Origin of the sequence: Bacillus cereus group sp. MYBK108-1 (assembly GCF_051917185.1) — a bacterium.
In the GTDB taxonomy this organism is placed as follows: Bacteria; Bacillota; Bacilli; order Bacillales; family Bacillaceae_G; genus Bacillus_A; species Bacillus_A cereus.
Genome location: NZ_JBQAHZ010000010.1, coordinates 35,557 through 62,148 on the forward strand (window position 1 = coordinate 35,557; position 26,592 = coordinate 62,148).

Here is a 26,592-nt window from a genome sequence, read left to right on the forward strand (position 1 = left end):
AGGTCTTATTCCTTTTCTACATCATATACTTTTAACCTAACCATCCAGCTCAAAGTGTTACCTCCTATCTTAAAGAGCACTGATGCATGGTGCTCTTTTTAGTTTCCTTATTTCTATAAAATGAAATTTTTATTGAATTTTTCCCACATAGCATTTCAAGTTCTGTACATACTATAACTGTAACTTAAAGTTACATATAATTTACTTGTATGCGTGGGCTTCTTTTTCAACAAACCGCAATGGAGCAGTTAGCTAATCCAGCTAGCTGCTTTGTTGTATAAAAATCTGCACACCTACCTAAACCAACAAAAAAATTCGGGAGCAAAATCATGCAGATAACAATCAAAATTCTTAAATATTTATTTTTATAATTGGGATTGGCTTATTAATTACTTTAGATATATTTGCTATTTTTCCATTGTTATTCAAATAACGTTTTTGTTAAAAACTTATCACCTTTTAACTGGACAAGCATATGTTATTGTATCGAAGCATCCATTCATAAAAACCTACCTTTCTTGTCAAAGAGCATGCTTATATGCGTGCTCTTTTTTTCTTGCTATGAAATAACGATTTTGTTTAAAAACTGCACATACATTAAGAACATACATACAATAATCATATTCACCTTTATATAAAGCTTAGTCATAGAGCGCCTTTGAAAGCGCTCTTTAGTTTTCAAGTAAAAATTCTGGTCAAATGATTCACATTCTTAGAAAAAGTCACATATATTATCCTGTACTCTTTTACAGTAAGAGTCTTGGTCCTAAGAGCACTGTCAAAAGTGCTCTTTTAATTTATTGCAATGTATCACGTTTTACATACAATAGACATACAATGCAATGAGCACGCAAGACATAGTTTCTATATAATCGTGTACATTTTTTGTGCGCGATTTTTTTATTAAATAAGGCTTTTATTTAACTTTTATTCATTTTTTTGTTTGCTTTGAATACATTACTATTAAGCCAAAGAATACACAGGTTTCTCTGGACCAGTTTCCTTGTATTCCTTGAACTCCTTGTACACAGAACCTGTTATTACTAACAGGTTCTTTAATTTTTGTCATTATACAATAACTATTTTATTATGTTTCCTAACTTACAGTAATGTCCTTGAAAAACATTCATATATATTTATCGAATGCACTTTAAAATCCCTACAGTATCAAATACTTTTAAGAATTGACTGACCAATACTATTCGGCTAAATTTTACAAACTTATTAAAAATAACATAGATACACAAAAAAGCTACGTTTTATATGAGATAAAAAATTATCTTACACAAAGGAGTTTGATTATTTGTGAATTACCAAAATGATAACAACTCTAAAATTCACAAACCTTGCACTTGTCCATCCCCCACGGCTAACAGTTTAAATGTTGTTCAAACTACCCCAACAATAGTTTCTGTAAATTCTGCGATCCCACTAGATACCGTGGTAAATTCTAATGGTACAGCAATTTCATTCACACCACCAACAACTGTTTTACTTGAAGGTGGAAGAACCTATTTGGCAATCTATGAAGTGCAAGTTATTATTCAACCAGGAGGTAATTCGGCAGGTATCACTATGTATCTGAATAATAATCCAATCATTGGCTCAGGTACTTCTCTTGGATATACTGCAGGATTCACTTCTGTATCAGCACCCGCAATTTTCACTACACCTTCAGGTATAACAAGTACTCTTACTGTTAATGTAGGACCATATTCTAATACATTAAATACGTTGGGCTTAACTCTTGCTGTTGTAGCATTAACATAATAAAATCTAATACTCTCTAAAATGATTTTCTTTGTCCTTTAACTGTGGTTTTTGAGCTAGCCTCTAGGAACTCAACATAAATACATATAGAAAAAGAACATTATTTGGATCGATAGTACTGGGTGACTCGGCTGGCGCACTTGCTGAGTCACCTATTTTCCTATAATAAAATAACGCTTTTATGAAAATTCCATTGTCTAATTCCTCACTTGTCCATTTCGCTTTTCTCTATCCCTGCATTTACTATTAGTAATACTAACTATTCAGAGGTGAAAATATAATGGACGATTTTTTATCTTCTGCTGCAATAAATCCTAATTTAGTTGGACCTACTTTACCACCTGTTCCACCATTGACACTACCTACTGGGCCAACTGGACCGTCTGGGTCTACTGGACCGACTGGGCCGACTGGGTCTACTGGACCGACTGGGCCGACTGGACCGACTGGGCCGACTGGGCCGACTGGGCCGACTGGGCCGACTGGGCCGACTGGGCCGACTGGAACACTTTCAGTAGCTTACGGAACTTTTTGGCAAACGGAATTCATTACAGTCCCTTTCGAATCCCCTTTTTCTTTTAATCAGGCTGACCCTATGGTAGGGGGAATTTCTCTGTTAAATCCAACCACAATTAATATCACACAAGCTGGAGATTATCGGATTTCTTTCATTTCCTCGATTAACTTGACTGTAGCCCTTTCATTCCCTTATTCGCCTACCATTTCTATATTATTAAATAACAGTCTGATTCCAAATTTCAAAGCTACTTTCGGTCTTTTAATACGAGATTCAGAGGATGTAGATTGCACTCAACTCATTGGGGACACTATTTTATCAGTCCCAGCCAATTCAACACTTCAACTTATTAATAATAGCTTTCTAGGCGACACAGACATTCTTACATGCGATAATGGAATAAATGCTTTGGAATTAAACATTATCAAATTAAACTAGTGCAAGTACTCCTTTAAAACTAAGTGCTATTATGGCATCTAGTTTTCAGTTTCTAATGAAATTTTTGTACAAAGAATACACACAAAATCAAAAATAAATTCATAAAATATTTTATATTCTTTTCTTTTAAGAATGAATAGTCTTTACAGAGCACTTCCCGGAGTGCTCTTACATTTACATATCAAATAACGTTTTTAATTAATTACAAGAGCGGATTTTCTTATTTTGTACAAGCACTCTATTCTTTTTTTAATAAAATATAGAGATATCTCAAAGAAAGGAGAGCGACATAAGTATGGCTGATTATTTTTATAAAGATGGTAAAAAGTATTATAAAAAACAATCGTACACTCACCATCAAAAAGATAACTGTTTTATCGAAACCCATACAATAACTGGTTCGAATACAGCTTTAAATTTCAACGTACCGGCTAACACTACAAGAACTGCTTTTGAAGATTCCACCAATAACCACAATAAAACATTACTTGATTTTCGCATCCCTGGTACTTCTCAACCAATTGAAGTAACTATCCGAACAAGAAGTTCTCGTCTGCCGATTACTGTAACAATAGTTGCAGGTGAAACCAGGGTATTCCAAGTAGAGGATTTCCATAGCCTCACTCTCACAAATAATACTAATATCAATAGCAATATTGGTATATTTATTCAAAAAACATTTTGTATCTGCTGCAATAATCAAAATGATTCTCGTAACAAGTATTATAAAGAACAATCAAATTCTCACTATCAAAAAAATAACTGTTTTATCGAGACTCATACCGTAGCTGGTTCAGAAACTACACCAACCGAAAATGAACCTTTAACTATTATCGTACCCCCTGACACTTCAAGAAGAGTTTTTGAAGATTTCACTAATAATCACAATAAAACATTACTTCAAATATCTGTACCCGGAGATGCCTTCCCTATCGAAGTAACTATTCAAACAAGAAAATCTTCCACACCAATTACCGCGACTCTTGCTACAAATGAAACAAGAGTATTTCAAGTAGAAGATTTTCAAAGCCTTACTCTCACAAATAATACCGAATTCATTAATTTCATTGAAGTATTGATCAAAAAGACCTTTTGTATCTGCTGCAATGATAGGAATGATTCGTGCGATGAATATTATCGCGATTACGAATGTGAGTGTTAGATTGACTCCCCAAAAGAATCCTTATAAAGGGTTCTTTTTCTTTTACTTTAGTATCATCTAATCATTCACATTTGTTCAACATTTCATCTCTTAACAAAATTCCAATTTAATTAATATCCTACAAAATAATACTTTCATTAAAAAATCATTCATATTTCATTTTACGAATAATCTTTTTTATATCGTACATACTATCTGCAAGCCGATTTCCCATGGCTGTACTCTTTCCAAACGGAGCTCTCTCCTCCGTACCACTTGAGAACAGGCGGGTAACTTAATTAGTTGCCTGCCGTTTTTACGTATAATCGTAAAACTTCTTTTCCGTACTTTTTAGAGAAAACATCTTATGCCATTTGGAGCGACCTCCGGCACATGATATTTGTACGGCCGTTCCTATAAAAGGAGCGGTCGTATTTTATCTTTGCTTGCCCCTTTTCTATTCAAATAACGATTTTTTTAAATCCCATTGCCTAATTCCTCGTTTGTCCATTTCACTTTACTCTATCTTCACATTTACTATTAGTAATACGAATTTTTTAGAGGTGAAAATATAATGGACGATTTTTTATCTTCTGCTTCAATAAATCCTAATTTAGTCGGACCTACTTTACCAGCTATTCCACCATTCACACTACCGACTGGACCTACTGGATCTACCGGGAACACCGGACCTACCGGCAATACTGGGCCTACTGGACCTATCGGGAACACCGGACCTACTGGCAATACTGGGCCTACTGGACCTACCGGCGACACCGGACCTACTGGTAATACTGGGCCTACTGGACCTACTGGCGGCACCGGATCGGCTGGCATAGTTAATGTATTTTTTACAGGTGACAATGAACCTGTACCTGTATTTACCACACCTACTTTAAATCTTCCCCTTATAACTGTATTACCTGGACAAATAGTCGTACTTGATATTTTTGCTACAGGAGACTTCTTCCCTACCGACTCTGCGACCCAGTTTGGTGCAGGTGTTGAAATTAGGTTATTAAGAGATGGAAATACAATTACAACTGGAAATGAAAATATCTTCTCTGCACTTGTTAACCAAGTCCCACGAATAACCGTAAATCCATCTGTCATGTGGGTAGATATTCCACCTCCAGGAACATATCAGTATAGCCTATTCATCATCACAAGTAGATCATCTGATACAGATGATGATAGTAGCACTATAGGACCTCGTGCTATTAGAGCACTACTTGTTAACACACTTTAATGCTTAAGCAAAATTGTATTAACCTAAAGTCCCTTTTGATACTTACAGGGACTTTTATAATTTAATAAAATTCAAATTCCATTAAATTAACTGTGTTTTTCGTTCTTCCATACGAATAACTTTTCCACTTTGATATACAAATGATTGTTCACCAAATCCACCTTGGGGTGGTTTTATTAGTTGGACCTGACCATTTTTAACAACATATATTCCGTTTATTTTCAAATCTATTTCAGCTTTCATTTCTACAAGATTTTCTTTAATAATTCCCATTAAGACCACTCCCGTATGTTATGATTATTTTGTCGAAGCAAGTCGGGAGCAATCTCGACTTTTTTATTTGCTTATAAATACTGCACAACATTCTCTGGAATAAATGATTGTTCTAATGATAAATAAAGTCGTATTGAAATCGGTTCTTTATTATCTCTCGCAGACTTGCAAAGCTCCTCCGCTTCTTCCCACTCGAACTGTTTATCTTCCACTCGTTTAAATCTCCAAATCCCAATTGTATATTCCTCAAATAATTCATACTGATCATTTGGCGCTGTTGTTGGTTTTAATTCATCAGTAGCTCTTACTTGCTTTGGTACTTGAACAACTATGTCCGTAAAACGAACTTTAGAATTTAATCGATGAATATGTGCTTTCTCAGTATCGAATGCTACTACAGACTCAACATCAAATATTGTTAACTGCTTTGGCATTACAATCCTCCTAAGCCTCTTTTTTATATTTAGATAACACTTGTTCTAAACGTTTACGTTCACCCTCTAAATCCATTTCATCGTGCTTTACAGGCTGAGATTGCACTTCTGTATCTTGAGTATGTAACCAATCAGGGACGATTTCTTTTCTAGTATTACTTCTCCCACCACGAGACTGGTATTTCTTACGGAATTGAGTTTGTGCAGCTTCAACATCAGTAATACTCTTATACCCCTTAGCATGCCAATCTCTTAAAATACCTTGTACATAAGACATATTAGGTGCATTCTTTTCTAAAGCTATTTGCATTGCTTTAATAACAAGCTGCGCATTTAGATCATCAATCCAAGCGGTAATCCCCTCTGCTACAAATGGTTTAAGAACTCCAAAATTTTGCTCATAAAATGCTATTGGATTTTCTTCTGCAACTTTTTTATCTCTTGAGCAGCTTGCTGCTTCTTCTTTTGTTTTTGTTTCTTCTTTTTCTTTTGTTTCTGTTTCTGTTTTTGTTTTTGTTTCTTCTTTTTCCTTCATAGGGTCTTCGAAGCCCCTTATAAGCCACTCAAAACGAGCTTGGAAGTATTCCTTAATACGAGGAATTTTAAAATCTTGCTGCTGTTCTAAATCTAAACATGTCTCATAAAAATCAATTAAAAAATCTTCACACTTAATATTCTGGATTTCTTTTAACACACACTTTTCAATATTCATATTTGTAATAGCATTGAATTTAAGCCAATTAATCAACATAATTTCTTTCGTCTTTTTGTTGTAATGAATTTTCCCGTAATCAGCAAAACGCTCTAACAGCTTTTCAACCGTTTCACGGTTATATCCTGTATCCATTTCTATCACTCGTAATGGAAGCTCATAGATACCACTCTGAGAAGTTTTGCTATTAGTCATTAAGTATAAGTAGAAGTATTTCTCCTCCGGTGTAAGATCTAAAACGAAAGCATCTTGCCAATATGAAACTTGAACAGGTCTATAAACTGCCATATTATTCATCCTCCATTGTTTTACTTGGTTTGCTTTGATATACTTAATCTCCAATTCAATTTTTAGAAAGACTCTCTATTAGAGTCTAAAATCTATCACTCTGCAAAGTGATAGATTTTTTATTTTTTATTTTTTATTTTTTACGACTAACTAATGATGCATTAATCCCCTTTTCTTGAAACCTTTTAATAACTACACGATAACTCTTAGATATTTCATGTTCCTCTTTTTCATTACGAAGGCTCTTGAATTCTTTTGCGCATCTATTTAATTCCTTCTCCCAATGATCTGCTTCATCTAATGAACCAGCATTGAACATGTTATGAATACATGTAACCATGCAATTATGTAATTCATTCGCAAAGGTAAAATCCCCTGGTAGAACTAAATCAAACAGACGATTACATTCTGATTTCATGACTTATTCCTCATTTCTATTAATTTGATACTGTACGCATCGTTATGAACAGAAAGAAAAAGCAGAACCTCTTAAAAGATGGGGCTCAGACTTTCTGATCATAACGACAAGCACAATTGCTTGTCGCATTAAATTGAAGTATGCTATAATTCATATGTTAATTTTCTTGGCTATCGCGGGCTATGCGGTAGTCTTTTCTTTTTTATTTTTGTTTTTCAAAACGAAAGCTGCTTCTATAATTCGAATTCTTATCTCCATCAACTTCTTCTCTTGCTTTAAGTTTTTTGCTTTCCTATAGTCTCCACAAACTGATGCAATTCGAATATCACCATATAAATTTGCTTCCTTACGAATTAGAGCTTTATATTGATTTAAAGTTGGACTTACATAATCAATCTTCATAACTTAAACCTCCCCAATAAAATAATTAAATTAAGCTTTTATATACTTCCTAGCTCGTAATGATACTTTCCAGTACTTAAAGACTTCTTTCATTGAAATACCATATTGATCACATAGGACCGCTACGAGGCTCATCATTGAACCTGTAGCATCCAAGACTACATGCATTACCTTTTTCAAATCTTCTTTCTCACTTTCGGACCAAGTTTGTGAAGGCTTAAACCAACATACCGTATCGAGTTGTTTCAAAGCTTCATTTATTTCTTGATTGACCATGTACCTCATGCTTGTAGGATGAATATCTATATGCTCTCCATTAAAGAATGGGATACTTACATGACCTGTTGCTTCATTCCACATTTTAAAAAATAACTGCGGATCATCAATTCCTTCTGTAATGCATTTTCTTAAATCTTCTGGTAATCGTCGCTGTTCAGTTTCATATTTTGCTAGTGACTCACGACTCACGGGGATTTCTAAGGAGAGTTGTTCTTGGGTGATTCCCTTTCGTTTTCGTGCCATAGCAACTTCTTTTCCTATGGACATCGTTTACTTCCCCCATTCGTACCTAAAGCAATATTTATTTGTGACAACTTACTATGGTAATTTACTATTAGACGGATTCTTTAAATGGATTGTAATACTCAGTATTGTTTTCTACCCATTCAGTGTGATTCTCCATCCACTTAAAAAGAAGGTGTGTAGGAATAAGAACCCCTGCTTCACGACATACTGGAAAATCAGAACGGTTTAATAACTCAGATGCTTTTGTACGTTTGATATGTAACAGTTCCATTAATTCCGTAATAGTTAAAAATGGTGGTAATTCTTTCATTGGTTGAAGATGTTCGGTTGCTTTTTGAACTTCTTCTCGGATGATTCTGCGAAATGATTCAATGTCGAAATTAATCATATATACCACCTCTTCATGTAATTATTTGTTCCTTTAAGGAACATTGATTCCCAAAAAAATATGTCCAATCAAAATTCAAACTTCCCCCTATTTTTTTAGCTATTTCTACAGAAGGTGTTTTTGTTCCATTTTCAATATGAGTGTAATAACTTCTAGATATTTTGCATTTATTTGCAATATCTTCATGCGTATAACCTTTTACACATCTAAATTCTTTTAACCAATCTCTCAATATTATGACCTCCTTGTTTCTTAAAAGAACATCTTAACAAGATTATAAGTTACTTTAAGGAACAAATCAATAAAAATGTTACCTTTAGGAACAATTATTCAAGTTACTATTAGTAACACAAAAATTCGTTTATAATTAAAAGTAAGATTTAAATATAATGGTGGTGACTACTTTGAATACTTTTGGTGAAAAATTGAAGTGTTTACGAGAAGAGAAAAAGAAAGAAAACGCTAAATGGACACAAACACATGTAGCTAATCAACTAGGTGTTGCTCGTACTACATATACTGCATATGAAAATGACACTAAACAACCACCTATGGAGACTGTATTGAAGATAGCCAATCTTTTTTCAGTTTCTACTGATTTTTTATTAGGCAGAGTATCTAATTGTAAGCAAACTAAATCATCTGACATAGATGCCATAATAAATGATCCAGAACTAGGTCTCTGGTTTAAAAATATTAAAGAGGCTTCCCCTGAGAAACGCGAGGAATTAAAACGTTTTTGGGAGTTTTTGATGCAAGGAGAGAAAAATCAAAAATAAATATGAACGATGGGACATATAGCAAAGAAAAACATAACATTTTTACACTCTCCAGTTCTTATATAAACTGGAGAGTGTTTTGGGACTACCATTCTAAAATAGAATCAAAAATCAAATCTCAAATAAATTACTCAAGTGGGAATTACCAAAGTCACCACTTCGTTTCATACTAAAAAAGAAGATATACTAGCTAAGAAGGAAGTTAAAGCTCAAACAGCAGATTATTATTTTAAATGGGAATCAATTATTAAACAAGCAAAGTTCAAGAGAGATGCTTTCCTTGAGATTTATATAAAATAACCGTTAGAATCTGTAAAACAGTTCTAACGGTTATTTATTTGCAGTTACTTTAAAATGATTCCTATGCTATTATTTCAAACTGCTCAATATAGCTTCTAATAGAGTTAATTAATAAAATTACATTCTCATTATCTACATTCTTTGATTTTGTAGGACCATACCCTAAAGATTCATTTCTTTTATGAATAATGTCATAGATTTTAAAACTTGCATCAACTAATCTCTTAATATCACTATCTATTAATACGTTTCTCTTGTCTAAATGCTCTAGAAACTCAATATGATGGCGATTGGTTAAACCACCCAAACGAATATTATATTCTTTACTTAGTACACTTTGAATAGATAAATATAACTCTCTTTCAAATAAACTTACTTTTTGTAAATCAAAAACTACAGTATTATCTGTTTTCAATTCTCCTAAGAACTTCTTCATTTCTGGTAATTTCTCTATCATTTTGTCCTCCTATTTCTAAAGCTTCTTTACAAACAGTAAATAAAGCCTCTATTTCATTCAAAATTTCTAAAAGCTTTACTTCTGTTGGAAAATCTAATTGGAATCCTACTGCTCTCGTATAATTTAACCTCCACTTTGATAAATAAATATAATTATCTCGACTAAGTGGCGTGGACCCTATTCTGCCTACTAAATTATCAAATACAGAAATCCGACCAAATGTAGGATTGGATAATTTAAAACATGTAAGAAGGCATATATTTCTACAAATAAAGAATAATTGTGAAAGATCGTATTCATTCAATCCGTTTTTTTGCAAACTCGATTTTGCACTTATAAAGAGATTTTCATATATTAGATAGTTCTTTTTAAAATTAGTAAAAGGTTCTAGGCCATTATATAAATTCAGATCGGATTTTGTGTAAAGAATTCTTCCTTCAAGTTTTAAATGCCATAAAAACATAGAACCTTCTAATAGTAACTGCCTATATGTACTTATCGTATAAAGAGAAATACCTATATTATTAAATGGTAATTTAGTTTTTATTAAATTAATAATCTCTGTTATTCGAACTTGCGGAACATCATCAACCAACAAAAATATATCTACATCTGAAAAATCATCTTCATCTTTTCTTGCTTTTGAACCAAAAAGAACAATACTTAATAGTCCCTTAATTTCCTCAAAATCATCCCTTTTATTCACTTGGCTATCCTCCTATATACGCCCGAAACTAAAAATCCAATAAAAATTAATCCTAATACATTTTCAACTGCAAACAATAGTATACTTGCCGTTCCAAGTGGTGTGTAATGACCATATCCAACAGTTGTAAAATTAGTATAGCTAGCATATAGAGATTCCCAAAAATTCAATTTGGTATGGATATTTCCACTTGCTGTTACAGCTAAATAATCCTTATCAGTAAAATAATAGATTAACATACCAAACATAAGAATCGTTAATATTGCTGTTCTAAACAATCGAGACAATTTCAATCCATATCCCCAAATGAAATCATTCATCTGCAGCATAATGTAATTGAATAATGCACCAGCTCTCGAGACTAGATCTTCTCTGTTTCTATGATAACTTGTCCTACACATTACTCTTTCTAACAGTAATTCTTTTTCTGTATCATATATCTTTACTAATATTGCATCACTAGACTTGTTATCGCCTAAATCTAATTGGTTCTTTCTTAATTCTTTTAACAATGCTACCTTTAAATTTGGTTCTGTTGGTAAACACCCTAGAATTTCTTTAAGGTTCAACTTACAATTTCTAAATTTTACATATCTTAAGTTACATGAATTAAAATTAGCATTTTCTAGATCACAATCTTCAAAGGTGGATCCAGTAAAGTCTACATTTACAAATTTCGCTTTACGTAAATAACACCTTTCCAGACGAGTCTGTGTAATTGCACATGTAGAAAACTCAGCATGTTTCATACCTAAATTCACCAGTTTACTTCTCATTAGTTTTATATTACTTAATCTTAAATTATCCTCTTCATCATCAGTTATTTCAATTCGATTTGAATGAGCATTAGATTGTACATTCTGTAAATCAATTAATCGACTTACCATTTTAATTCAACTCCTACTATAATTTACATCTCGAAACAAAAAAGCCCTACTTATTGCACCATTCTTTGATAGGGTTATATGATAAAGTATTTTAATAGTTAAATAAAAAGGATGAGCATACATACTTTATTACGATTTTCTTATACTTAACTTTTTTTCTTTATGTTTAATTATTTCCCTAACAACTTATTTTAGAGTTCTTTTATATTTAGGGGAATTTTCTAATATTTGATACTTATGGATGTACATAATTTTCATACCATATTGTTCTTCTAGTGTTCTCCTTAAATTCTCTGCTTTTACCGGAAATCTTTCAGCAACAATACAAACAACCTTATTTTTATTTGTATCTTCCAACACAGATACATTTTTTACTACTTTCCCTATTTCTTTATCTGCAATCATCCCTAATTTCACCTGAATATATAATTTTTCCTCTTCATTTTCAGCTAATATATCAATTTTAAAATTTTGATCATAGTTAGGAGGTGCTTCTTCAGCTTGATAGTTCATACTTTTAAAAAAATCTATAGCTGCTCCCTCAGCTAATTGTCCTTTTGCCACCTGATATGTATTCAAAAACTTAGACAAATCCTTTTGTTTAGCTACCATACCATCCGGATGAGGTGTATTGATTACCGAACCTTCAAAATTTCCAATGAATATATTAATTACAAAAAAATCTTCAGGATTACTTATAATTGTATTTATAATCTCTTCAATTAATTCTTCCTTGACAGTAATTGAAATATCTTTTGTAATAATTAAATTACATATTTCATCAGAATTATCTTTCATAAATTGTATGTGAAGTTCACCTATATTTTCATTCATATAATAAATATCATATTGCTCACTAGATGCCGTTCTAATGCCTCTTCTAAATCTAAAATTATAACTATCCATTAAACACACCCTCTTATCTATAATCATTACAGTATATAATACTACTATCCACTAGTTTACCACTGATTAAATAAACTTATCTATTCTGTTATTCCATAGACAATCTGAAAGTCTTATATATAAATCCGGCGACCTATCTCTATGGAATTTATATGTTTGTTTGTGCTTTATTCTTCACTTTTAATTTATTATATTATATATAATAAAATATTTATTAAGCAGAAAGGATATTATAATGAATTTTTTACAAAGACTCAAAACAAATTTTAAAGACGGATCAGCTGCCGATAAGTTAAGCATTATTAGTAGTATTGTTACCATTTTCGGAGTCTTCAGTATACCATCTCTTATCTACCTACAATACGCCCCTAATTTTTTCTTTGCTGGTTTTTTAATTTGTATGTTCTTTATGGTTTCTCTAACTATAATCTATTTTGGAATTGTATTAGTACAAATTTGTTGGGGATGTTTTGAATCCACAATCCCTAAAATAATAATTTTTTTAGGGATTGTAGGTATTGGCTTATTCCTATTTTCCATTGTATTAAGCTTTTTACCCGCTGCCTATCGAGATGTATTTTCAAAGATTACACAACTTTAACACATTGAACATAAAGAAAAGGTTGGCCATCTGCCTCCTCTCTTTATGTTAATTTAGATTATTAATTGCACAATTAGAATAATAAAGGATATGCCTTATATATATTTCACTGTAATTTCCAATGTATAGAAAGTTAATACCGTATATATTTTAGAAGGGCTTCCTACTCAATCTAACTTTTTAAAATCTTATAAGCAATAAATATAATATAAGTAACTGTCTATCATATTTCATACTTTTTTACTCTCTCCTTTTCCTATCCTTCCAAGTTTATCATTTTTGTTATATTATAAGAACGTACGTTCTTATAATACGAATGGAGTGAAACTATGTTTCAATCGCAACCCTACTACACAACACAACTTGAAGACTATATCCAGCACTTGTACCAATCCTTATCTATTTTTGTTCCCGAGCAAATTGATATGATGGAGATTGCGAAAAAGCTAAACATTTTGCTGTACTTTGCTCCGTTTGGAAGTCATGCAATGCAACGAAATCAAATCTCTAACTTAGTTATTGATAATCGTATCTCTCAGCAAGAACAATGGGAGGATTTTGGCCATGAGATCTGTCACATTCTCTTTCATTCTGGTAATCAATTATTAATGCATCAAATGTTTCTAGATTATCAAGAAGCAAAGGCTAAAAACTTCGCACAACAGTTTTGTGTACCTACTTTTATGTTACGAAAGATTCCTCCCCTACAGTTAAAAGCATATATAATCTCAGAAAAATTCAATGTAACAACAAAATTTGCTGAAAAAAGGCTTTTACGTTATAAAAATCAATTATTAGCAAGTAAATTACAAAATCAAATATCAAAATACTGTAATTTTTAGAAATAACGATTCAGGAGGTGTTGACTATGAAAGGAAGTTTTCGTAAACGTGGAAATACATGGTCTTTTACAATAGATATCGGTATAGATCCGGCCACAGGAAAACGCCAGCAAAAAAGTAAAAGTGGATTTAGAACAAAAAAAGAAGCCCAAAATGCTGCTGCAGCGATGATTACAGAGATAGAGAAAGGAATATATTTTGATGACAAACAATTAACTGTTTTAGATGTATGGGAAAAGTTAAAGCCTCTTCGTAAGGCTGAATTAAAAATTACATCTTATGAGAAAGACATGAGCTTAGTAAATCTCTATATCCTTCCCCCATTTGGTTATAAAAAAATTAAAAGTATTAAACCTGTAATGATTCAAAGCTACTATGCTAAACTTAAAGAAAAAGGCCTGTCAAATGGTACAATCAGCAATATACATCGCTGCTTCAGATGCATATTCAAACATGCAGTAGAATGGGAAATCATACATGATAATATAATGAATAAAGTAAAAAAACCACGTGAAGAGCAAGGCGAGATGAAAACATGGTCTAGTGAAGAATGTAATCGATTCCTCCAGTATCTAAAAGAAAAAAATATTAAGTACCATATGTTCTTCTTACTTGCAATCTATACAGGTATGAGACGTGGAGAATTACTTGCACTAACGTGGAAAGATATTGACTTTGATAATAAACGTATCCTGGTTAATAAATCACTTGTAAAAACAGAAAAAGGACTATTTAAAGCTGCTACAAAAACTAAGTCCTCAAATAGAAGTATTAGTATCTCTTCTTTTGTTATAGGAAAGTTACAATCCTACCACTCCTATAAAAAGAAAGAATTTTTCCGTTGGGGTATACACTTGAATGAAGAGGCGTTTATTTTCACCGGCAATACGATACATTCGCCCTTACATATAGATGCTCCTCATCGCTTTTTGAATGATCACTATAAAAAAGCTGGTGTTCCTCGGATTCGTATACACGACTTACGACATACTCATGCTACACTTATGCTTCAGGCTGGAGAACATCCTAAAATCGTACAAGATCGTTTAGGACATTCATCTATTCAAATGACTTTAGACAAGTATAGTCATATCACACAGAACATGCAGCAACAAGCAGCGGAAAACTTCGAGAGCATAATAAAATCTAATGAAAACGTCTGATAAAAAATGAAAAGATTTAATGTGAGCAAAATGTGAGCATCGAGGAAAATCATCACTTAGAAACCCTGATATGATAAGGTTTTCCATACTATCTCGTTGAATCTTGGGAAAAGAATGAGCAGTTTTAAGGGTTGTTTATTTGATAAAATATAAAAAACACAAAAGTGCCAAACCCCTTATACCACAAGGATTTTGGCACTTTTTAATATCTAAAACAAATTTTATTGAAATAATTATTTTTATAGATTTTCATACTTTTTTATATAGTACGTGAACATATACAGTACAAAAATACACCTTTGTATACACATTTTTAGAAACATCTTACGTTTATCAAACAATAACCAAAAGACGTACCTGCAACCTCATCATATAAATAATAGATATTAAAAAGAGGACACTATAAGCGCCCTCTTCCTTAGGTTTTAAATATGTTCTCCATGATCCATAAACACTTCAATTGCTTCGTTTTGTGGTATGTCTTTTGCATTAGTAAGACCAAAAGTAAAAACAGCGGATAACATCATCATTAATAAGATTGCTTTTTTCATTTTAGCGCCCTTCTTTCTATGCTCTTTTTGTCTGCATCTAAAGCGATGTGCAAATACTTGCTTGCTTTTCTATGATTTTCTGAACCATAGAATATTTCACCTAAAAGAGAAGCATATTCTTTTACCCAATCATATAATTCTTCTTTTTCAAAATACGAAATACCTTCTATAACCACATTTTCTAATTCTTCTTGCGGTACATAGTTATGTACTGCTTTTAAAATTCGGAAATGATGACGATAACATAAGTCGCTAATCTTATAGCCATTCTCAATATATTCATTAGCGATATGACTATAACCTAACTTAAAATGTTCTCTTGCTAAAAGAAACATAGTTTTAGCGTTATTTTCTAATGAATCCTCTAAGTGTTTAATTGCTAACTCTGGCATGTTTTGACTTGCGTATAAAAGTCCTAAATTATGCTTAACTCGTTTAATAAGAAGTTCATCATTAGATTTTTGGAAGGTACCTAGTGCTGAAAGTAAATATTCCTCTGCACTTTCGAATTCATTTAGTCGAATGTGTGCCATTCCTAAAGTATTTAAGCATGCTGCAGTTTTTAATTCATACCCTGGACTAATTGAAAATACTTCATTCGCCTTTGTAGCAAATTGAACTGCTAGGATCGGTTTTAATACGTGATAGTAATGGACTGCAACCCAATAATTAAATTCAGCTTTTTCAATTTCATCATGCATGTACTCTAAAAACGTTTCAGCTTTTTCAAATTGCATTCTTGCTTCACTATGGTTTGCTTTATTAATAGCGTAAATTGCTTTAAATAAATGATGATAGTACTCTAAAAATGTTTCTGTAGACTCTGGTAAAGGCTCGATTTTGTCCAGAATATCTTTTGTACTATCCATATCCCGAATTAGCAGTTTATACCGTGCATTCAATAAAGCGTAGTAGACTAATATTGTTTGGTCTTCCTTAATATTATTGATTTTATTTGCAATATCTTCTTTTATTTTCTGAGACTGTAATACACGTTGTGAAATCATAGCTTGATACCAGTCGTTTAATAATTGTGTGATTTCTTCTTTAGAAATAATGTCAACACTCATCTACTTCTACCCCCTTTTGTTAAATGTTATCATGACATGCTTGTTTGCATAAATAAGTTTTTGAATATTCTAACTTGAAAAAATTATTTTTGAATATTCATGTTAACAAAATGGTCCCATTTCAAACCAAAAAAGAACACACGTTTGTTTGTAGTGGAGTTAAAAAAACAAAAGTGAGGTATTACATCATGGAATATAACGGCTTTCCTGTAGTACGTGGAAGAGGTATGGTGAAATGGAATCCGTTTGCTTCAATACCGGAGCAATACGAGGAAATACATAGAATGTTTGAGGAACAATATAAAGTACCTAAACCTTTTTTAACACAAGATACTATGGAACGAATAGAAAGAGCGTTAATGCAATCTTTTCACGAGGAAGAAGAAATACATATCTCATACTATCGTGATGGAATGGTGCAAGACATGTACATAAATGTATTACATATTGAACCGATGACGAAAACTATATATTGTACAGATGCTTTTGGTTTGAATACTAAGTTTAAGTTTGATGACTTGGTGAATATAAATTAAAAGAAGCCGCCCGACAGGACTGAAGTGCACCCCAATTGTTAGACACAGCCTAACAATTGGGGTGCACTTCACATATATAGGTGGCTTTTGTACGACAAAAAAAGAGCTCTGCTATACAGCAGAGCAAAAGAAAAATATATAACCCTATAAAAATAATACAAATTATTGATACTTTCAAAAGACGAAATTTAAATTTCCATCACAATAATACCTATGTTTAAGTATGAAACATTCTACCTTCCCTATAGCTATGAATATTCTTATTTTAGAATTCCATAGTATCCAAATAGCTCTTTGAGAAATACCTCAATACCGAACTTCTTCAAAGAATCTTTTCTTTATTCAAAGAGAAGTTCTAAAACTTTTTTCTTATCTTTGTCTCTTCCATAATGAATCAACCTATGACAGTTCGGACATATACTAACTATATTTCCAACAACATCTAAACTATTTTCAAAATCATGTTGCATTCTTAACGGTATTAGATGATGGGCCTCCATATAATTTTTTCGGCTGGCTCCCGATACAAATGTTTCATGTGTGTCATCTATTTCACATTTAAATTCTGCCTGTTTAATAGCTTGTTTAGCTTTTTTCGGATCACGAGGCCATACTTCCCTACCAGATTCCATTTTAGTTTTTTTCGATTTTCCGATTTCTCTTCTTCTGCAATCTTTACTTTACTAAAATCCGAATCAATATTAGTAAATCCTTGTGGTGTATGGTTCAATTTGTAGCCAAAGAAAGCTGCGAATTCGATTGCTTTAATGTTTACAGGTTTTAGGTCCTTAATAAAATAGATGTATTCCCAAGTTTCATCATTATCGTTTGTTTTCTAAATTTTTCTAGCCACATCTGGGTTATGAGTCTTAGCAAAAATTGTCCCGAAAAACTTAAATTCCCCTTTAGAATATGCTAAAATCCCGTCACCCTCTTTTAACTTTTCCCATCTATCAACATTTGAAGAACCAGGAGTTGCTCCCCACATACATACATTCTCATGTAATTCATTATCTTTAAGTTTAGTTACTGTATCGGCATCTAAATCTGCTAAACATGTAGAAATAGGATATGTTTTTTCAATAGTAGCTTCCAAATTTTTTATAGCACTATCTTTACTTGCAGTAAAAAGATATAACATATTTAATTCCACCTTTTTTAAATTTCATTATATTTCTTTTTAGAGTCTCGAGATTTCTCTACTGGATATTTTTTATTATTTTTTCTATTTTGTTTATAATAATCTCTTCTAAGTCAATATCCAATTGATCTGCCAACTCATCTTTCATGTCTTCTTTTTTTGTTTCTACAGCTTCCTCACTGCTTTTCCACTGAAAATTCTCCAACAACTCACTCGCCTCTAAAGAAAGAGAAATAGCTAAATCTTTAGGATTGTGGAACTGCTTCCAGTTCCTATCATCCCGAAATTTTAGGACTTTCTCTAAAATAGTTTGATTCATTTTTTGAATCCCCCAGTTACTTTTCATTGGTAAACTCTTCTATTTATCAGGTAAACTATCATAAAAACGTTCAATGGCCGCTACTAAAACTAAATCTTCTAAATGAGCAGTTTTAGGGTTGTTTATTTTTAAAAACATCAAAAATGCCAAATCCCTTATATCACAAAGGATTTGGCATTTTTAAGTATCTAGAACACTCGCTAAGTTTAAGGAGAACTTAACAGACATGCGTCCGGCATAATGCCATGTCCACACCCAAGAATCGGTTACATAAAATAACGTATCTAACATGGGAAGTCTATTGGTCTTTTCCCCTTATAGTAACACTCTCTTCTACTAAGACCTTTTCTTTCTAGGGCCTACAATTAATTTAATCGCTGTTCTTTCTTCATTATTGATAGAAATCTCTTGAAATGCTGGTACGAAGGCTAAGTCAATACCACTTGGAGCGACGAACCCTCTTGCAATCGCAATTGCTTTAATCGCTTGATTTATAGCTCCAGCCCCAATCGCTTGAATTTCCACATTACCACTTGTTCTTAGTACACCCGCTATTGCACCCGCGACTGAATTTGGGCTTGATTTTGAAGATACCTTTAATATATTTTCCATGTAAGTTGCTCCCTCTATTATTTAATCTCTCTTTCGTTACAATTTTAAATATTTTAGCGTATCTTTAATTACTATTCACACCAAAAACAAACGATGCTTCATATGTACATTATTCTATATTTTCTGACTTCTTCCTGCTCAGCTACGCAAATAAAAAAATAAACTGAATAACCTAATATACATACAGTTAAATGCCATAACTTCACCAAATGATAACATCCATACAGCGAAAGATAATATTGCTGTTTGTCAGACGAAATTAATATAGTAAAGTGAAACTTTAATGAGTGGGGGTTTTGTTCATCCCCACCTAACTTCTTTGCTTTCGCTGAATTTTGAGATGGGAGTCTTACTGCTCGGAAAATAGCGGGATAAACGTTTCCTCATTACTTCAATCTATTTAGAAATTCCATTTATTTTTCTATCAAATTATGAACCTTATCATCTTCAAAAGGTGTTACAGGTAATACCCAAATACTACATTTCATCATTTGACCACTTTATATTCCACATCTATCTCCTTTTATAGTACAAGCATACACGCCAATTGTGATTCACCTTCATAAACTACTATGTGGTTTAAATTTATTAAGAATAGGAGGTAATATATTGGGTTCATACTATCATTCTTCAAACTCGTATAAAAAATGTTCATGTGACCATTCACATAAACGAAGCTGTCCTGCATACGGAACTTTTTGGCAAACTGAATTTATAACTGTTCCTTTTGGCGATCCTTTTCCATTTAATCACGTTGGACCTTTAGCAGGAGGCGTTTCCTTACTAAATCCCACTACTATACACTTTAGACAAGCTGGTGATTATAGAGTTTCGTTCATTTCCAGTATTAATACTACTTTAAATCCTGTATTTCCACATATCCCAGTCATAACCATATTTTTAAATAATAATCCACTTGCTAATAGTCAAGGTGACTTCGCTATTCAAATGAATACTTCATCAAATAACGAATGTCTTCAACTCGTTGGCGAAACGATTGTTACAGTGCCTGCTAATTCAACTCTTCAACTTAGAAATAATAGTGGTTTTAATCGTCAAAGTATTGTAACTTGTGACAATGGTATAAATTCAGTTGAATTAACAGTTACAAAACTAAGTTAATATTATTTCTTTACATTCAGATGCTATTTCAGCATCTTTTTTTATTGAATAACAGTTTTCTTCGACTTTTATTATCTTTCATCACGCAAAAAAAGTGCAGAATTCTTTCTAACACAAGATTTCTGCACTTTTTTATTATACTTATTTATTCTTCCTTATTTCTCTACATAAACCGACTTAACAATCGTACGATTATATGATTTTCCTTCTTTATTCATCCCTTTTATATCCATCGTAACGTTATATACTCCCGGTTGTTTTATATCTTTCAAAGCACCTGTAAATGTATTCGTATTAACATTTTGTAATTCATTAAATTCAGAGACTAACTTACCTTCTTTATTAACGACTCTTACTGTTATGGAAAGATCCCCTTTCATTTCAGGTGCTACAGGTGATTTTTTCAGTTTATACTCAGGTTTATTTACTTTAACTTTTGTAGGCATTTGAAGAACAAATGGCGCGCCATCCTTGTAATCGCTTACAACTAAATATGCATCTTTCGACTGCTTCGCCATCATTTTGATTTTCCATTCGCCTACTTCCAATTTATCAAACTTAAATGTTCTAATTGTCGCCCCATTAAAGAAAGATTCGCCTTCACTAGTAGTTATAGCGCTATCTTTATTTGCATAGATTTTTCCTTTTGGAGATACCATTTGTACTTCAACATCAGAAGAAGCAGTTAGTACAGAAACTATTCCTTCAGCCTTTTTATCAACAGAAATACTTTGCTCTATCCACTGATTTTGTGGTAATTCGCCTCCTAAAATATTTTGATTTGAAGTTGTATTTAATTGTTCTAGATTTTCATTTGAACTAGTGCTGGATGCTACTAAAGCTGGTAATCCCACATTTGTCGTACGTAAATATGGTTCAATTCGTGCAAAAACAGCTGATCCTTTTCTTATATTGTCATGATCAAATCTGGAATCTGTAAATAAATGTGTACCGTACGATAGCTTGGCACTCCATTCATTTACTAGTCCATCATTTGAACCGTACGATGATAAATATAACCCACCCATAGATAATGCAGAAAATGTTGGCCCCCAGCTAGTTCCAGTAGCCGTATAGTAACGGTTTAATTTAGCTGCTGGGTTGTTATCTATTATTGAACGAAACTTTGCCATTTCACCTATTTGTAACGAGTACGTACCATCATCTTTTTGACCTAATATAGAAGCAAGCCACCCTGCCCACCAACTATATGACAAATCTGCTAAATTTGAGCCGTGATGCGGTGTAGCAAGTGTAATAACATTTCCAACAAATCGATTCGCACCATATTCAACTAATGCAGCTTGTGTATCAATTCCACCTTTACTATGCGCTACAATATTAACTTTCTTACCGAAATGATTATATATTTCTTCAAGTTTTTGTGCCAACAATTTTCCGTTATCCCACTGACTAGCCGAACCTTTCCCCGCTGCATCATACAATTGTATAAACACTGTTTGATAGCCTGCTTTTAAAGCATAATCATACATATCATTTATATCATGATATACTGTCTTTCCATACCAACTATCAGCATTACCATTTCTTCCTTGTACAAAGAGAATTGGCGGTTTATTCTCATCATAATTAGCAGGTTTTTGGCCTAAAAACCATTCTCCAGGTGTGAATACTTCTGTATCAGGAAACCCCTTTCCAAGCTCTTTTACAACTTCTGCCTGTACATTTGTGCTAATCGTTGGAGCCATGATAAAAAATACAATTAGTAAGGCCACGCATCTTCTCATCAGTCGCATATTACTCCCCCTATTTTTTTGAAAGAAGGTGTTCTTTATAATATTTTATATTTTCCCTTCCTTAATAATAGCTAATCTTTTATTTTAAAAAGATGTTAGCCCTATTTTTAGAAGGTTACTAGTTGTATACCCTCTTCCTTAACTCTCGTTATTCTCTTTGTTTCTACCTCTTCCTTTTGATAGAATACGACAAAAAAGTTTCTCAATAATTGTTAACTTAGCTACATCCAGATATTTTTTAAATCAATATTGTTTATATAAAGCATACAAATCTTGAAAAAATTTTAGTGAAAAAACATTTTATTACTAGTTAGTTATTTAAAAATATAATAAAGATATGTACTTTCTTTTCATTAAATACAAACTAATTTTAAAGGAGCTTATATTATAAGACTTTCCTACGATTAAAAATTAAACTGAAATTTCAGAATAGAAAATCACATTTCTAGAAACATATATTATGATAATTTCCGCGCACTTGAATTAACTTTTTAGAAGTACTAACCTATCGGTGAGCAGAAGAAAATTCTGTAAAAAGAAAGGAGAATACTTTATGATGACCAATTTACAAAAGGAGTTTTTTAAACGCTTAAAAATTCCTGCAAAAGAAATAACATTTGATGATTTAGATGAAATTCTCTTAAAAATGGGAATGATTCTCCCCTATGAAAATCTTGATATTATGGCTGGTACTATTAAAAATATCTCAAAAGATAACTTAATAGAAAAGTTACTTATTCAAAAACGAGGTGGACTTTGTTATGAATTAAACTCCTTATTGTATTATTTTTTAATTGATTGTGGGTTTCAAGTATACAAAGTAGCCGGTACTGTTTATGATCTGTACGATAATAAATGGAAACCCGATGATGGTCATGTCATTATCATATTAAGCCATGAGGGTAAAGATTATGTTGTGGATGCAGGTTTTGCATCTCATCTCCCTTTACATCCAGTCCCTTTTAACGGAGAAGTCATCTCCTCTCAAACAGGAGACTATCGAATTCGTAAGCGAAATACTCAAAAAGGTACGCATATTTTAGAAATGAGAAAAGGAGCTAACGGAGAATCTACAAGTTTCTTACAATCTGAACCTTCAAATGAATGGAAAATAGGCTATGCTTTCACTGTAGATCCAATAGATGAGAAAAAAGTGAATAACATTCAAAAAGTGATTGTAGAGCATAAAGAATCTCCTTTTAATAAAGGGGCTATCACTTGTAAATTAACTACTTATGGTCACATATCATTAACAAATAAAAATTATACAGAAACCTTTAAAGGCACTAAAAATAAACGACCAATAGAATCTAAAGATTATGCTCGCATTCTTCGTGAATCTTTTGGAATAACGCAAGAGAAATATGTAGGAAAAACACTAGAAAGAGGTTAGTTAACTACAAGTACTTCATAATAAAGCAGATTCTATATTTAGAATCTGCTTTATTTTATACTTTGTTATAAATTAATTTAATTTTGTTGTTACCCTTTAATTTTCAATTATATATTCATCATCATATTTATCGTATTGTAACCCTTTCCCTATCTTTGATTCTGTAACTTGATCTCTTAAAAACGGTGCAGCATCCATTTTGCTAGTTGCAATTTCAATTCCATATTTTTTCGTTAAATAAGCTAACTCTAGTAAAAACCACTCTCTTCGCAATGTAATTGGAATATCAAATGTTTTTCTTTTCATATATAATAGCACCTCTTTTATTTTCATAACTTAAAAACATCACTGGATGCACTTATTAAAACTACCTTTCACCGCTAACATCCAATGAAACATTATAGTATATGCATGTCCATTTCAAACGTGCTATCACAAATATGATATTTAAGTTTACATAATTATATTATGTAATAGTAGAAAAGGAAGGCATGTCCCTTCCCCTTCTACTATAGAGATTTAAATTAAGAACATCTTGGTACACCTAAAGCTAAAAATAAACCTGCTACTCCCGCAGTAATCGGTACTTTTAACGTAATAACATCGTCTACCTTCGTTACTAAAAAGTAAGCATTACCTTCTTGTAATATACAAGTTACCAACAATTGAAATTCCATTCAAATCTCCTCCTTTCAATCGATATACTATAATTTATGAAATCTCTTTCAAAACGTAATAGGAAATATATCTATTTTTCCTTATATACAAAATAAATGTTTATAAGTCTAGTAAAAATATTAACTTTCTAAATTTATATAAAACGTGTAATATCCAATAAGTTCCTATATAATCAATAAGAAGAATCTTACAAATTGAGGTATGAAAATGACGATTTTAAGTAATATTGGTGCAGCTTTATTTTTTATTGCTTTTATTCTTTTAATCTTATGTATTATTTCATTCTTTAAGAAAAATGGAAAAGCAAAACAATATGGACGTCCTACCGTTATTCTTTTTATGATTTCTATTATATTAATAACGGCCAGTACAACAAAATCGGAACACCCCGTCGTCGAGTTTTTTTCTACTTTAAGTTTCATTCTATTTATATTCTTCCTTGTTCTAGCAATCTTATCTGTTATTAAGAAAACAGGTGTAGCGAAAAAACAATTTATTATTACAGCCGTATTATTTGTCATTTTTGTTGCGCTATCAGGTATTTCAGATTCTTCTTCTGAAAAAACGACAGCAACTAGTACAAAAGTTGCTTCTAACAATGAAGAACAGAAAGATAGCGAAAAGAAAAAAGAGGCGGACGAAAAAACTCAAAAGCAAGAAGATGAGAAGCGTCTAGCCGATGAACAAGCTCGTAAGCAAGAGGGTGAAAAACGTCAGGCTGATGAACAAGCCCGTAAACAACAAGAAGAGCAAAAACGTCTAGCCGATGAACAAGCTCGTAAACAACAAGAAGAGCAAAAACGCCTAGCTGATGAGCAAGCTCGTAAGCAACAAGAAGAGCAAAAACGCTTAGCTGATGAGCAAGCTCGTAAGCAACAAGAAGAGCAAAAACGTCAGGCTGATGAACAAGCTCGTAAGCAACAAGAAGAGCAAAAAGCACAGCAAGCTCAAACACAACCTGCTTCAGGAAATACTAGTAGTGCATATTACAAAAATTGTGCCGCAGTTAGAGCTGCCGGGAAAGCTCCTCTATATAAAGGACAACCAGGTTATGACTCACATCTTGATCGTGATGGCGATGGAGTTGCATGTGAAAAATAGTAGTAAAAAAGAAGCTTCTAGTAAGCTTCTTTTTTATTATCAGAAACTATTATGACGAATTCCCTCTCCCTCTTCCTTTTATAAAACTCATTTGATTATCCTTAAAATTGACACATTATAAGTGATTTCAATCACCACATTGTTTTTCATTTATTGCTATTCTTAATTTAGATATTACATTCAAACTTTATGGAGGCATTCATATGGAACATACATTTACTGAAACTTCTATTGTCGGTGAGATTGTTACACAATTTCCAAAAGCTAGTAATCTTTTTAAATCATATAGAATAGACTTTTGTTGTGGTGGTAATAAACCACTTATTGATGCAATTGATGAAAGAAATTTATCAGCAACAGAAGTACTTACAGAATTAAATACGCTTTATCATAATACGAAACGATTAAATGAATCTGAAATTGATTGGAAAAATGCTTCTTATCGTGAATTGATTGATTATGTTATAAATAAGCATCATCGCTATTTAAATGAAGAATTACCACAGTTAAGTCCGTATGTGACGAAAGTATTACGCGTCCACGGAGCAAGTCAGCCTCACTTAGCTCAAATTCATAAGCTATTTCACGAATTAAAGATGGAATTAGAACAGCATTTAATTAAAGAAGAAACAGAAGATTTCCCATTAATTTTAGAATTTGAACAAAATCCAATTGACGAAAACTATGTGAAATTACGTAAAATAGTAGATGAGTTGGAAAATGAACATAACCACGCAGGCAACATTATTAAAGAACTTCGTAAAGTTACAAATGACTTTACTCCTCCAGAAGGAGCTTGCGGTACTTATCGACTTGTTTACCAACGTCTTGAAGCGCTAGAGTCTGATTTATTTGAGCACATTCATTTAGAAAATAATATTTTATTTCCACGTGCCATTACGAGAGCATAAATAAAGAGCAGGACATGAGTATACATACTTATGTCCTGCTCTTTCATTTGGTAAAGACTATACACATCCCTCTCGAATAAATCCGAATTTTAACAATTTGTGAATCATTATAAAAATGTGATAAACATCACATCTCTTCCTTTTTGGATTTTCTATAATAAAAACATAATCCTTTGTTCAACATTTCACAGAAAAAGGGGAAACG

At 32.3% G+C, this 26,592-nt stretch carries 34 protein-coding genes; 13 read left to right on the plus strand and 21 right to left on the minus strand.

Annotated elements, in window-relative coordinates:
• Positions 1-1,305 precede the first annotated feature (1,305 nt).
• The 4 genes from ACTFSL_RS15620 (at position 1,306) to ACTFSL_RS15635 (ending at position 5,115) form a co-directional block, all read left to right on the plus strand.
• Complete coding sequence (locus ACTFSL_RS15620) at positions 1,306-1,770, plus strand: hypothetical protein (RefSeq protein WP_109140198.1); 465 nt, start codon at positions 1,306-1,308, stop codon at positions 1,768-1,770.
• Between the two features lie 280 nt (positions 1,771-2,050).
• Complete coding sequence (locus ACTFSL_RS15625) at positions 2,051-2,725, plus strand: exosporium leader peptide-containing protein (RefSeq protein WP_440041993.1); 675 nt, start codon at positions 2,051-2,053, stop codon at positions 2,723-2,725.
• Between the two features lie 295 nt (positions 2,726-3,020).
• Complete coding sequence (locus tag ACTFSL_RS15630; RefSeq protein WP_440041994.1) at positions 3,021-3,887, plus strand: exosporium protein D; 867 nt, start codon at positions 3,021-3,023, stop codon at positions 3,885-3,887.
• A gap of 553 nt (positions 3,888-4,440) precedes the next feature.
• Positions 4,441-5,115 carry a collagen-like triple helix repeat-containing protein gene (locus tag ACTFSL_RS15635; protein WP_257116028.1) on the plus strand — a complete coding sequence of 225 codons (675 nt, stop codon included), beginning with the start codon at positions 4,441-4,443 and terminating at the stop codon, positions 5,113-5,115.
• Between the two features lie 81 nt (positions 5,116-5,196).
• Here the strand turns inward: ACTFSL_RS15635 and ACTFSL_RS15640 are convergent, their stop codons facing one another.
• The 8 genes from ACTFSL_RS15640 to ACTFSL_RS15675 form a co-directional block, all read right to left on the minus strand.
• Complete coding sequence (locus ACTFSL_RS15640) at positions 5,197-5,388, minus strand: DUF3954 domain-containing protein (RefSeq protein ID WP_257116027.1); 192 nt, start codon at positions 5,386-5,388, stop codon at positions 5,197-5,199.
• A gap of 71 nt (positions 5,389-5,459) precedes the next feature.
• The gene (locus ACTFSL_RS15645) at positions 5,460-5,822 is read right to left on the minus strand and encodes a cell division protein SepF (protein WP_440041995.1); all 363 of its coding nucleotides are present in this window, start codon (positions 5,820-5,822) and stop codon (positions 5,460-5,462) included.
• A 10-nt stretch (positions 5,823-5,832) separates the two neighbouring features.
• A complete protein-coding gene (locus tag ACTFSL_RS15650) occupies positions 5,833-6,822 on the minus strand; it encodes a DnaD domain-containing protein (RefSeq protein ID WP_440041996.1) in 990 nt (329 codons plus the stop codon).
• A 133-nt stretch (positions 6,823-6,955) separates the two neighbouring features.
• Positions 6,956-7,240 carry a hypothetical protein gene (locus ACTFSL_RS15655; protein ID WP_044797199.1) on the minus strand — a complete coding sequence of 95 codons (285 nt, stop codon included), beginning with the start codon at positions 7,238-7,240 and terminating at the stop codon, positions 6,956-6,958.
• A gap of 180 nt (positions 7,241-7,420) precedes the next feature.
• Positions 7,421-7,642 (minus strand): RNA polymerase subunit sigma, encoded by a 222-nt coding sequence (locus ACTFSL_RS15660; RefSeq protein ID WP_368506217.1) that lies wholly within the window; start codon positions 7,640-7,642, stop codon positions 7,421-7,423.
• A 30-nt stretch (positions 7,643-7,672) separates the two neighbouring features.
• Positions 7,673-8,188 carry a helix-turn-helix domain-containing protein gene (locus ACTFSL_RS15665; protein WP_098134315.1) on the minus strand — a complete coding sequence of 172 codons (516 nt, stop codon included), beginning with the start codon at positions 8,186-8,188 and terminating at the stop codon, positions 7,673-7,675.
• A 67-nt stretch (positions 8,189-8,255) separates the two neighbouring features.
• Positions 8,256-8,555: a helix-turn-helix domain-containing protein gene (locus tag ACTFSL_RS15670; protein WP_000606757.1), complete on the minus strand. Its 300-nt coding sequence runs from the start codon at positions 8,553-8,555 to the stop codon at positions 8,256-8,258.
• 13 nt (positions 8,556-8,568) lie between these two features.
• On the minus strand, positions 8,569-8,787 hold the full coding sequence (locus tag ACTFSL_RS15675; RefSeq protein ID WP_440041997.1) for a helix-turn-helix transcriptional regulator: 219 nt from the start codon (positions 8,785-8,787) through the stop codon (positions 8,569-8,571).
• Between the two features lie 172 nt (positions 8,788-8,959).
• Between ACTFSL_RS15675 and ACTFSL_RS15680 the strand changes: the two genes are divergently transcribed.
• The gene (locus tag ACTFSL_RS15680; protein ID WP_440041998.1) at positions 8,960-9,334 is read left to right on the plus strand and encodes a helix-turn-helix domain-containing protein; all 375 of its coding nucleotides are present in this window, start codon (positions 8,960-8,962) and stop codon (positions 9,332-9,334) included.
• Between the two features lie 361 nt (positions 9,335-9,695).
• Here the strand turns inward: ACTFSL_RS15680 and ACTFSL_RS15685 are convergent, their stop codons facing one another.
• From ACTFSL_RS15685 to ACTFSL_RS15700, 4 genes are all read right to left on the minus strand, one after another.
• A complete protein-coding gene (locus tag ACTFSL_RS15685) occupies positions 9,696-10,091 on the minus strand; it encodes a hypothetical protein (RefSeq protein WP_440042000.1) in 396 nt (131 codons plus the stop codon).
• Positions 10,036-10,797: a nucleotidyltransferase domain-containing protein gene (locus ACTFSL_RS15690; RefSeq protein WP_440042002.1), complete on the minus strand. Its 762-nt coding sequence runs from the start codon at positions 10,795-10,797 to the stop codon at positions 10,036-10,038. The genes ACTFSL_RS15685 and ACTFSL_RS15690 overlap by 56 nt, the downstream gene beginning before the upstream one ends.
• Entirely contained in the window at positions 10,794-11,684 is an 891-nt protein-coding gene (locus ACTFSL_RS15695; protein WP_440042004.1) for a pentapeptide repeat-containing protein, read from the minus strand. Before ACTFSL_RS15695 ends, ACTFSL_RS15690 begins: the two co-directional genes overlap by 4 nt.
• 186 nt (positions 11,685-11,870) lie before the next feature.
• Entirely contained in the window at positions 11,871-12,590 is a 720-nt protein-coding gene (locus ACTFSL_RS15700) for a hypothetical protein (RefSeq protein WP_440042005.1), read from the minus strand.
• Positions 12,591-12,825: 235 nt separating this feature from the next.
• Between ACTFSL_RS15700 and ACTFSL_RS15705 the strand changes: the two genes are divergently transcribed.
• The 3 genes from ACTFSL_RS15705 (at position 12,826) to ACTFSL_RS15715 (ending at position 15,196) form a co-directional block, all read left to right on the plus strand.
• A complete protein-coding gene (locus ACTFSL_RS15705) occupies positions 12,826-13,191 on the plus strand; it encodes a hypothetical protein (protein ID WP_440042006.1) in 366 nt (121 codons plus the stop codon).
• A 329-nt stretch (positions 13,192-13,520) separates the two neighbouring features.
• Positions 13,521-14,033, plus strand: a complete 513-nt coding sequence (locus ACTFSL_RS15710; RefSeq protein ID WP_440042007.1) for an ImmA/IrrE family metallo-endopeptidase — start codon at positions 13,521-13,523, stop codon at positions 14,031-14,033.
• A gap of 26 nt (positions 14,034-14,059) precedes the next feature.
• Positions 14,060-15,196, plus strand: a complete 1,137-nt coding sequence (locus ACTFSL_RS15715; RefSeq protein WP_440042008.1) for a tyrosine-type recombinase/integrase — start codon at positions 14,060-14,062, stop codon at positions 15,194-15,196.
• A gap of 425 nt (positions 15,197-15,621) precedes the next feature.
• Here ACTFSL_RS15715 and ACTFSL_RS15720 read toward each other — a convergent pair whose 3' ends face one another.
• Both ACTFSL_RS15720 and ACTFSL_RS15725 read right to left on the minus strand, forming a co-directional pair.
• Positions 15,622-15,747, minus strand: a complete 126-nt coding sequence (locus ACTFSL_RS15720) for an aspartate phosphatase (protein WP_000709201.1) — start codon at positions 15,745-15,747, stop codon at positions 15,622-15,624.
• The gene (locus ACTFSL_RS15725) at positions 15,744-16,817 is read right to left on the minus strand and encodes a tetratricopeptide repeat protein (protein ID WP_440042009.1); all 1,074 of its coding nucleotides are present in this window, start codon (positions 16,815-16,817) and stop codon (positions 15,744-15,746) included. Before ACTFSL_RS15725 ends, ACTFSL_RS15720 begins: the two co-directional genes overlap by 4 nt.
• 188 nt (positions 16,818-17,005) lie before the next feature.
• On the opposite strand from ACTFSL_RS15725, the gene ACTFSL_RS15730 reads away from it, so the two are divergent.
• Positions 17,006-17,353, plus strand: a complete 348-nt coding sequence (locus ACTFSL_RS15730; protein WP_119683260.1) for a YolD-like family protein — start codon at positions 17,006-17,008, stop codon at positions 17,351-17,353.
• A 338-nt stretch (positions 17,354-17,691) separates the two neighbouring features.
• Here the strand turns inward: ACTFSL_RS15730 and ACTFSL_RS15735 are convergent, their stop codons facing one another.
• From ACTFSL_RS15735 to ACTFSL_RS15750, 4 genes are all read right to left on the minus strand, one after another.
• Entirely contained in the window at positions 17,692-17,985 is a 294-nt protein-coding gene (locus tag ACTFSL_RS15735) for an HNH endonuclease (RefSeq protein WP_119683259.1), read from the minus strand.
• Between the two features lie 203 nt (positions 17,986-18,188).
• Positions 18,189-18,494, minus strand: a complete 306-nt coding sequence (locus ACTFSL_RS15740) for a hypothetical protein (RefSeq protein ID WP_000966109.1) — start codon at positions 18,492-18,494, stop codon at positions 18,189-18,191.
• 58 nt (positions 18,495-18,552) lie between these two features.
• A complete protein-coding gene (locus tag ACTFSL_RS15745) occupies positions 18,553-18,840 on the minus strand; it encodes a hypothetical protein (RefSeq protein ID WP_002025705.1) in 288 nt (95 codons plus the stop codon).
• A gap of 309 nt (positions 18,841-19,149) precedes the next feature.
• Positions 19,150-19,425: a stage V sporulation protein S gene (locus ACTFSL_RS15750; protein ID WP_000427801.1), complete on the minus strand. Its 276-nt coding sequence runs from the start codon at positions 19,423-19,425 to the stop codon at positions 19,150-19,152.
• Positions 19,426-20,034: 609 nt separating this feature from the next.
• Between ACTFSL_RS15750 and ACTFSL_RS15755 the strand changes: the two genes are divergently transcribed.
• Entirely contained in the window at positions 20,035-20,547 is a 513-nt protein-coding gene (locus ACTFSL_RS15755; RefSeq protein ID WP_322375408.1) for a preprotein translocase, read from the plus strand.
• Between the two features lie 155 nt (positions 20,548-20,702).
• Here the strand turns inward: ACTFSL_RS15755 and ACTFSL_RS15760 are convergent, their stop codons facing one another.
• Positions 20,703-22,304, minus strand: a complete 1,602-nt coding sequence (locus ACTFSL_RS15760; RefSeq protein WP_001238704.1) for an esterase/lipase family protein — start codon at positions 22,302-22,304, stop codon at positions 20,703-20,705.
• A 553-nt stretch (positions 22,305-22,857) separates the two neighbouring features.
• Here ACTFSL_RS15760 and ACTFSL_RS15765 point away from each other — a divergent pair.
• The gene (locus ACTFSL_RS15765) at positions 22,858-23,697 is read left to right on the plus strand and encodes an arylamine N-acetyltransferase family protein (RefSeq protein ID WP_440042010.1); all 840 of its coding nucleotides are present in this window, start codon (positions 22,858-22,860) and stop codon (positions 23,695-23,697) included.
• Positions 23,698-23,793: 96 nt separating this feature from the next.
• Here ACTFSL_RS15765 and ACTFSL_RS15770 read toward each other — a convergent pair whose 3' ends face one another.
• Together ACTFSL_RS15770 and exsG are read right to left on the minus strand one after the other, a co-directional pair.
• A complete protein-coding gene (locus ACTFSL_RS15770; RefSeq protein WP_440042012.1) occupies positions 23,794-24,003 on the minus strand; it encodes a hypothetical protein in 210 nt (69 codons plus the stop codon).
• Positions 24,004-24,221: 218 nt separating this feature from the next.
• Entirely contained in the window at positions 24,222-24,374 is a 153-nt protein-coding gene (exsG, locus tag ACTFSL_RS15775; protein WP_000395679.1) for an exosporium protein ExsG, read from the minus strand.
• 208 nt (positions 24,375-24,582) lie between these two features.
• Here exsG and ACTFSL_RS15780 point away from each other — a divergent pair, with 208 nt between their 5' ends.
• Both ACTFSL_RS15780 and ric read left to right on the plus strand, forming a co-directional pair.
• Entirely contained in the window at positions 24,583-25,476 is an 894-nt protein-coding gene (locus tag ACTFSL_RS15780; protein ID WP_440042014.1) for an excalibur calcium-binding domain-containing protein, read from the plus strand.
• 203 nt (positions 25,477-25,679) lie between these two features.
• Positions 25,680-26,387, plus strand: a complete 708-nt coding sequence (ric, locus tag ACTFSL_RS15785; RefSeq protein ID WP_017673375.1) for an iron-sulfur cluster repair di-iron protein — start codon at positions 25,680-25,682, stop codon at positions 26,385-26,387.
• The last annotated feature ends 205 nt before the right edge of the window (positions 26,388-26,592 follow it).

Excerpts from the sequence above, each read along its gene's own strand:
- ACTFSL_RS15760 (WP_001238704.1), bottom strand. The coding sequence starts at position 22,304 with ATGCGACTGATGAGAAGATGCGTGGCCTTACTAATTGTATTTTTTATC.
- ACTFSL_RS15765 (WP_440042010.1), top strand. The coding sequence starts at position 22,858 with ATGATGACCAATTTACAAAAGGAGTTTTTTAAACGCTTAAAAATTCCT.
- ACTFSL_RS15685 (WP_440042000.1), bottom strand. The coding sequence starts at position 10,091 with ATGATAGAGAAATTACCAGAAATGAAGAAGTTCTTAGGAGAATTGAAA.
- ACTFSL_RS15635 (WP_257116028.1), top strand. The coding sequence starts at position 4,441 with ATGGACGATTTTTTATCTTCTGCTTCAATAAATCCTAATTTAGTCGGA.
- ACTFSL_RS15740 (WP_000966109.1), bottom strand. The coding sequence starts at position 18,494 with ATGTTATATCTTTTTACTGCAAGTAAAGATAGTGCTATAAAAAATTTG.
- ACTFSL_RS15730 (WP_119683260.1), top strand. The coding sequence starts at position 17,006 with ATGGAATATAACGGCTTTCCTGTAGTACGTGGAAGAGGTATGGTGAAA.
- ACTFSL_RS15770 (WP_440042012.1), bottom strand. The coding sequence starts at position 24,003 with ATGAAAAGAAAAACATTTGATATTCCAATTACATTGCGAAGAGAGTGG.
- ACTFSL_RS15710 (WP_440042007.1), top strand. The coding sequence starts at position 13,521 with ATGTTTCAATCGCAACCCTACTACACAACACAACTTGAAGACTATATC.
- ACTFSL_RS15705 (WP_440042006.1), top strand. The coding sequence starts at position 12,826 with ATGAATTTTTTACAAAGACTCAAAACAAATTTTAAAGACGGATCAGCT.
- ACTFSL_RS15625 (WP_440041993.1), top strand. The coding sequence starts at position 2,051 with ATGGACGATTTTTTATCTTCTGCTGCAATAAATCCTAATTTAGTTGGA.
- ACTFSL_RS15715 (WP_440042008.1), top strand. The coding sequence starts at position 14,060 with ATGAAAGGAAGTTTTCGTAAACGTGGAAATACATGGTCTTTTACAATA.
- ACTFSL_RS15640 (WP_257116027.1), bottom strand. The coding sequence starts at position 5,388 with ATGGGAATTATTAAAGAAAATCTTGTAGAAATGAAAGCTGAAATAGAT.
- ACTFSL_RS15725 (WP_440042009.1), bottom strand. The coding sequence starts at position 16,817 with ATGAGTGTTGACATTATTTCTAAAGAAGAAATCACACAATTATTAAAC.
- ACTFSL_RS15630 (WP_440041994.1), top strand. The coding sequence starts at position 3,021 with ATGGCTGATTATTTTTATAAAGATGGTAAAAAGTATTATAAAAAACAA.
- ACTFSL_RS15650 (WP_440041996.1), bottom strand. The coding sequence starts at position 6,822 with ATGGCAGTTTATAGACCTGTTCAAGTTTCATATTGGCAAGATGCTTTC.
- ACTFSL_RS15745 (WP_002025705.1), bottom strand. The coding sequence starts at position 18,840 with ATGAAAAGTAACTGGGGGATTCAAAAAATGAATCAAACTATTTTAGAG.
- ACTFSL_RS15700 (WP_440042005.1), bottom strand. The coding sequence starts at position 12,590 with ATGGATAGTTATAATTTTAGATTTAGAAGAGGCATTAGAACGGCATCT.
- ACTFSL_RS15735 (WP_119683259.1), bottom strand. The coding sequence starts at position 17,985 with ATGGAATCTGGTAGGGAAGTATGGCCTCGTGATCCGAAAAAAGCTAAA.
- ACTFSL_RS15660 (WP_368506217.1), bottom strand. The coding sequence starts at position 7,642 with ATGAAGATTGATTATGTAAGTCCAACTTTAAATCAATATAAAGCTCTA.
- exsG (WP_000395679.1), bottom strand. The coding sequence starts at position 24,374 with ATGGAATTTCAATTGTTGGTAACTTGTATATTACAAGAAGGTAATGCT.
- ACTFSL_RS15695 (WP_440042004.1), bottom strand. The coding sequence starts at position 11,684 with ATGGTAAGTCGATTAATTGATTTACAGAATGTACAATCTAATGCTCAT.
- ACTFSL_RS15750 (WP_000427801.1), bottom strand. The coding sequence starts at position 19,425 with ATGGAAAATATATTAAAGGTATCTTCAAAATCAAGCCCAAATTCAGTC.
- ACTFSL_RS15645 (WP_440041995.1), bottom strand. The coding sequence starts at position 5,822 with ATGCCAAAGCAGTTAACAATATTTGATGTTGAGTCTGTAGTAGCATTC.
- ric (WP_017673375.1), top strand. The coding sequence starts at position 25,680 with ATGGAACATACATTTACTGAAACTTCTATTGTCGGTGAGATTGTTACA.
- ACTFSL_RS15665 (WP_098134315.1), bottom strand. The coding sequence starts at position 8,188 with ATGTCCATAGGAAAAGAAGTTGCTATGGCACGAAAACGAAAGGGAATC.
- ACTFSL_RS15670 (WP_000606757.1), bottom strand. The coding sequence starts at position 8,555 with ATGATTAATTTCGACATTGAATCATTTCGCAGAATCATCCGAGAAGAA.
- ACTFSL_RS15720 (WP_000709201.1), bottom strand. The coding sequence starts at position 15,747 with ATGAAAAAAGCAATCTTATTAATGATGATGTTATCCGCTGTTTTTACT.
- ACTFSL_RS15655 (WP_044797199.1), bottom strand. The coding sequence starts at position 7,240 with ATGAAATCAGAATGTAATCGTCTGTTTGATTTAGTTCTACCAGGGGAT.
- ACTFSL_RS15780 (WP_440042014.1), top strand. The coding sequence starts at position 24,583 with ATGACGATTTTAAGTAATATTGGTGCAGCTTTATTTTTTATTGCTTTT.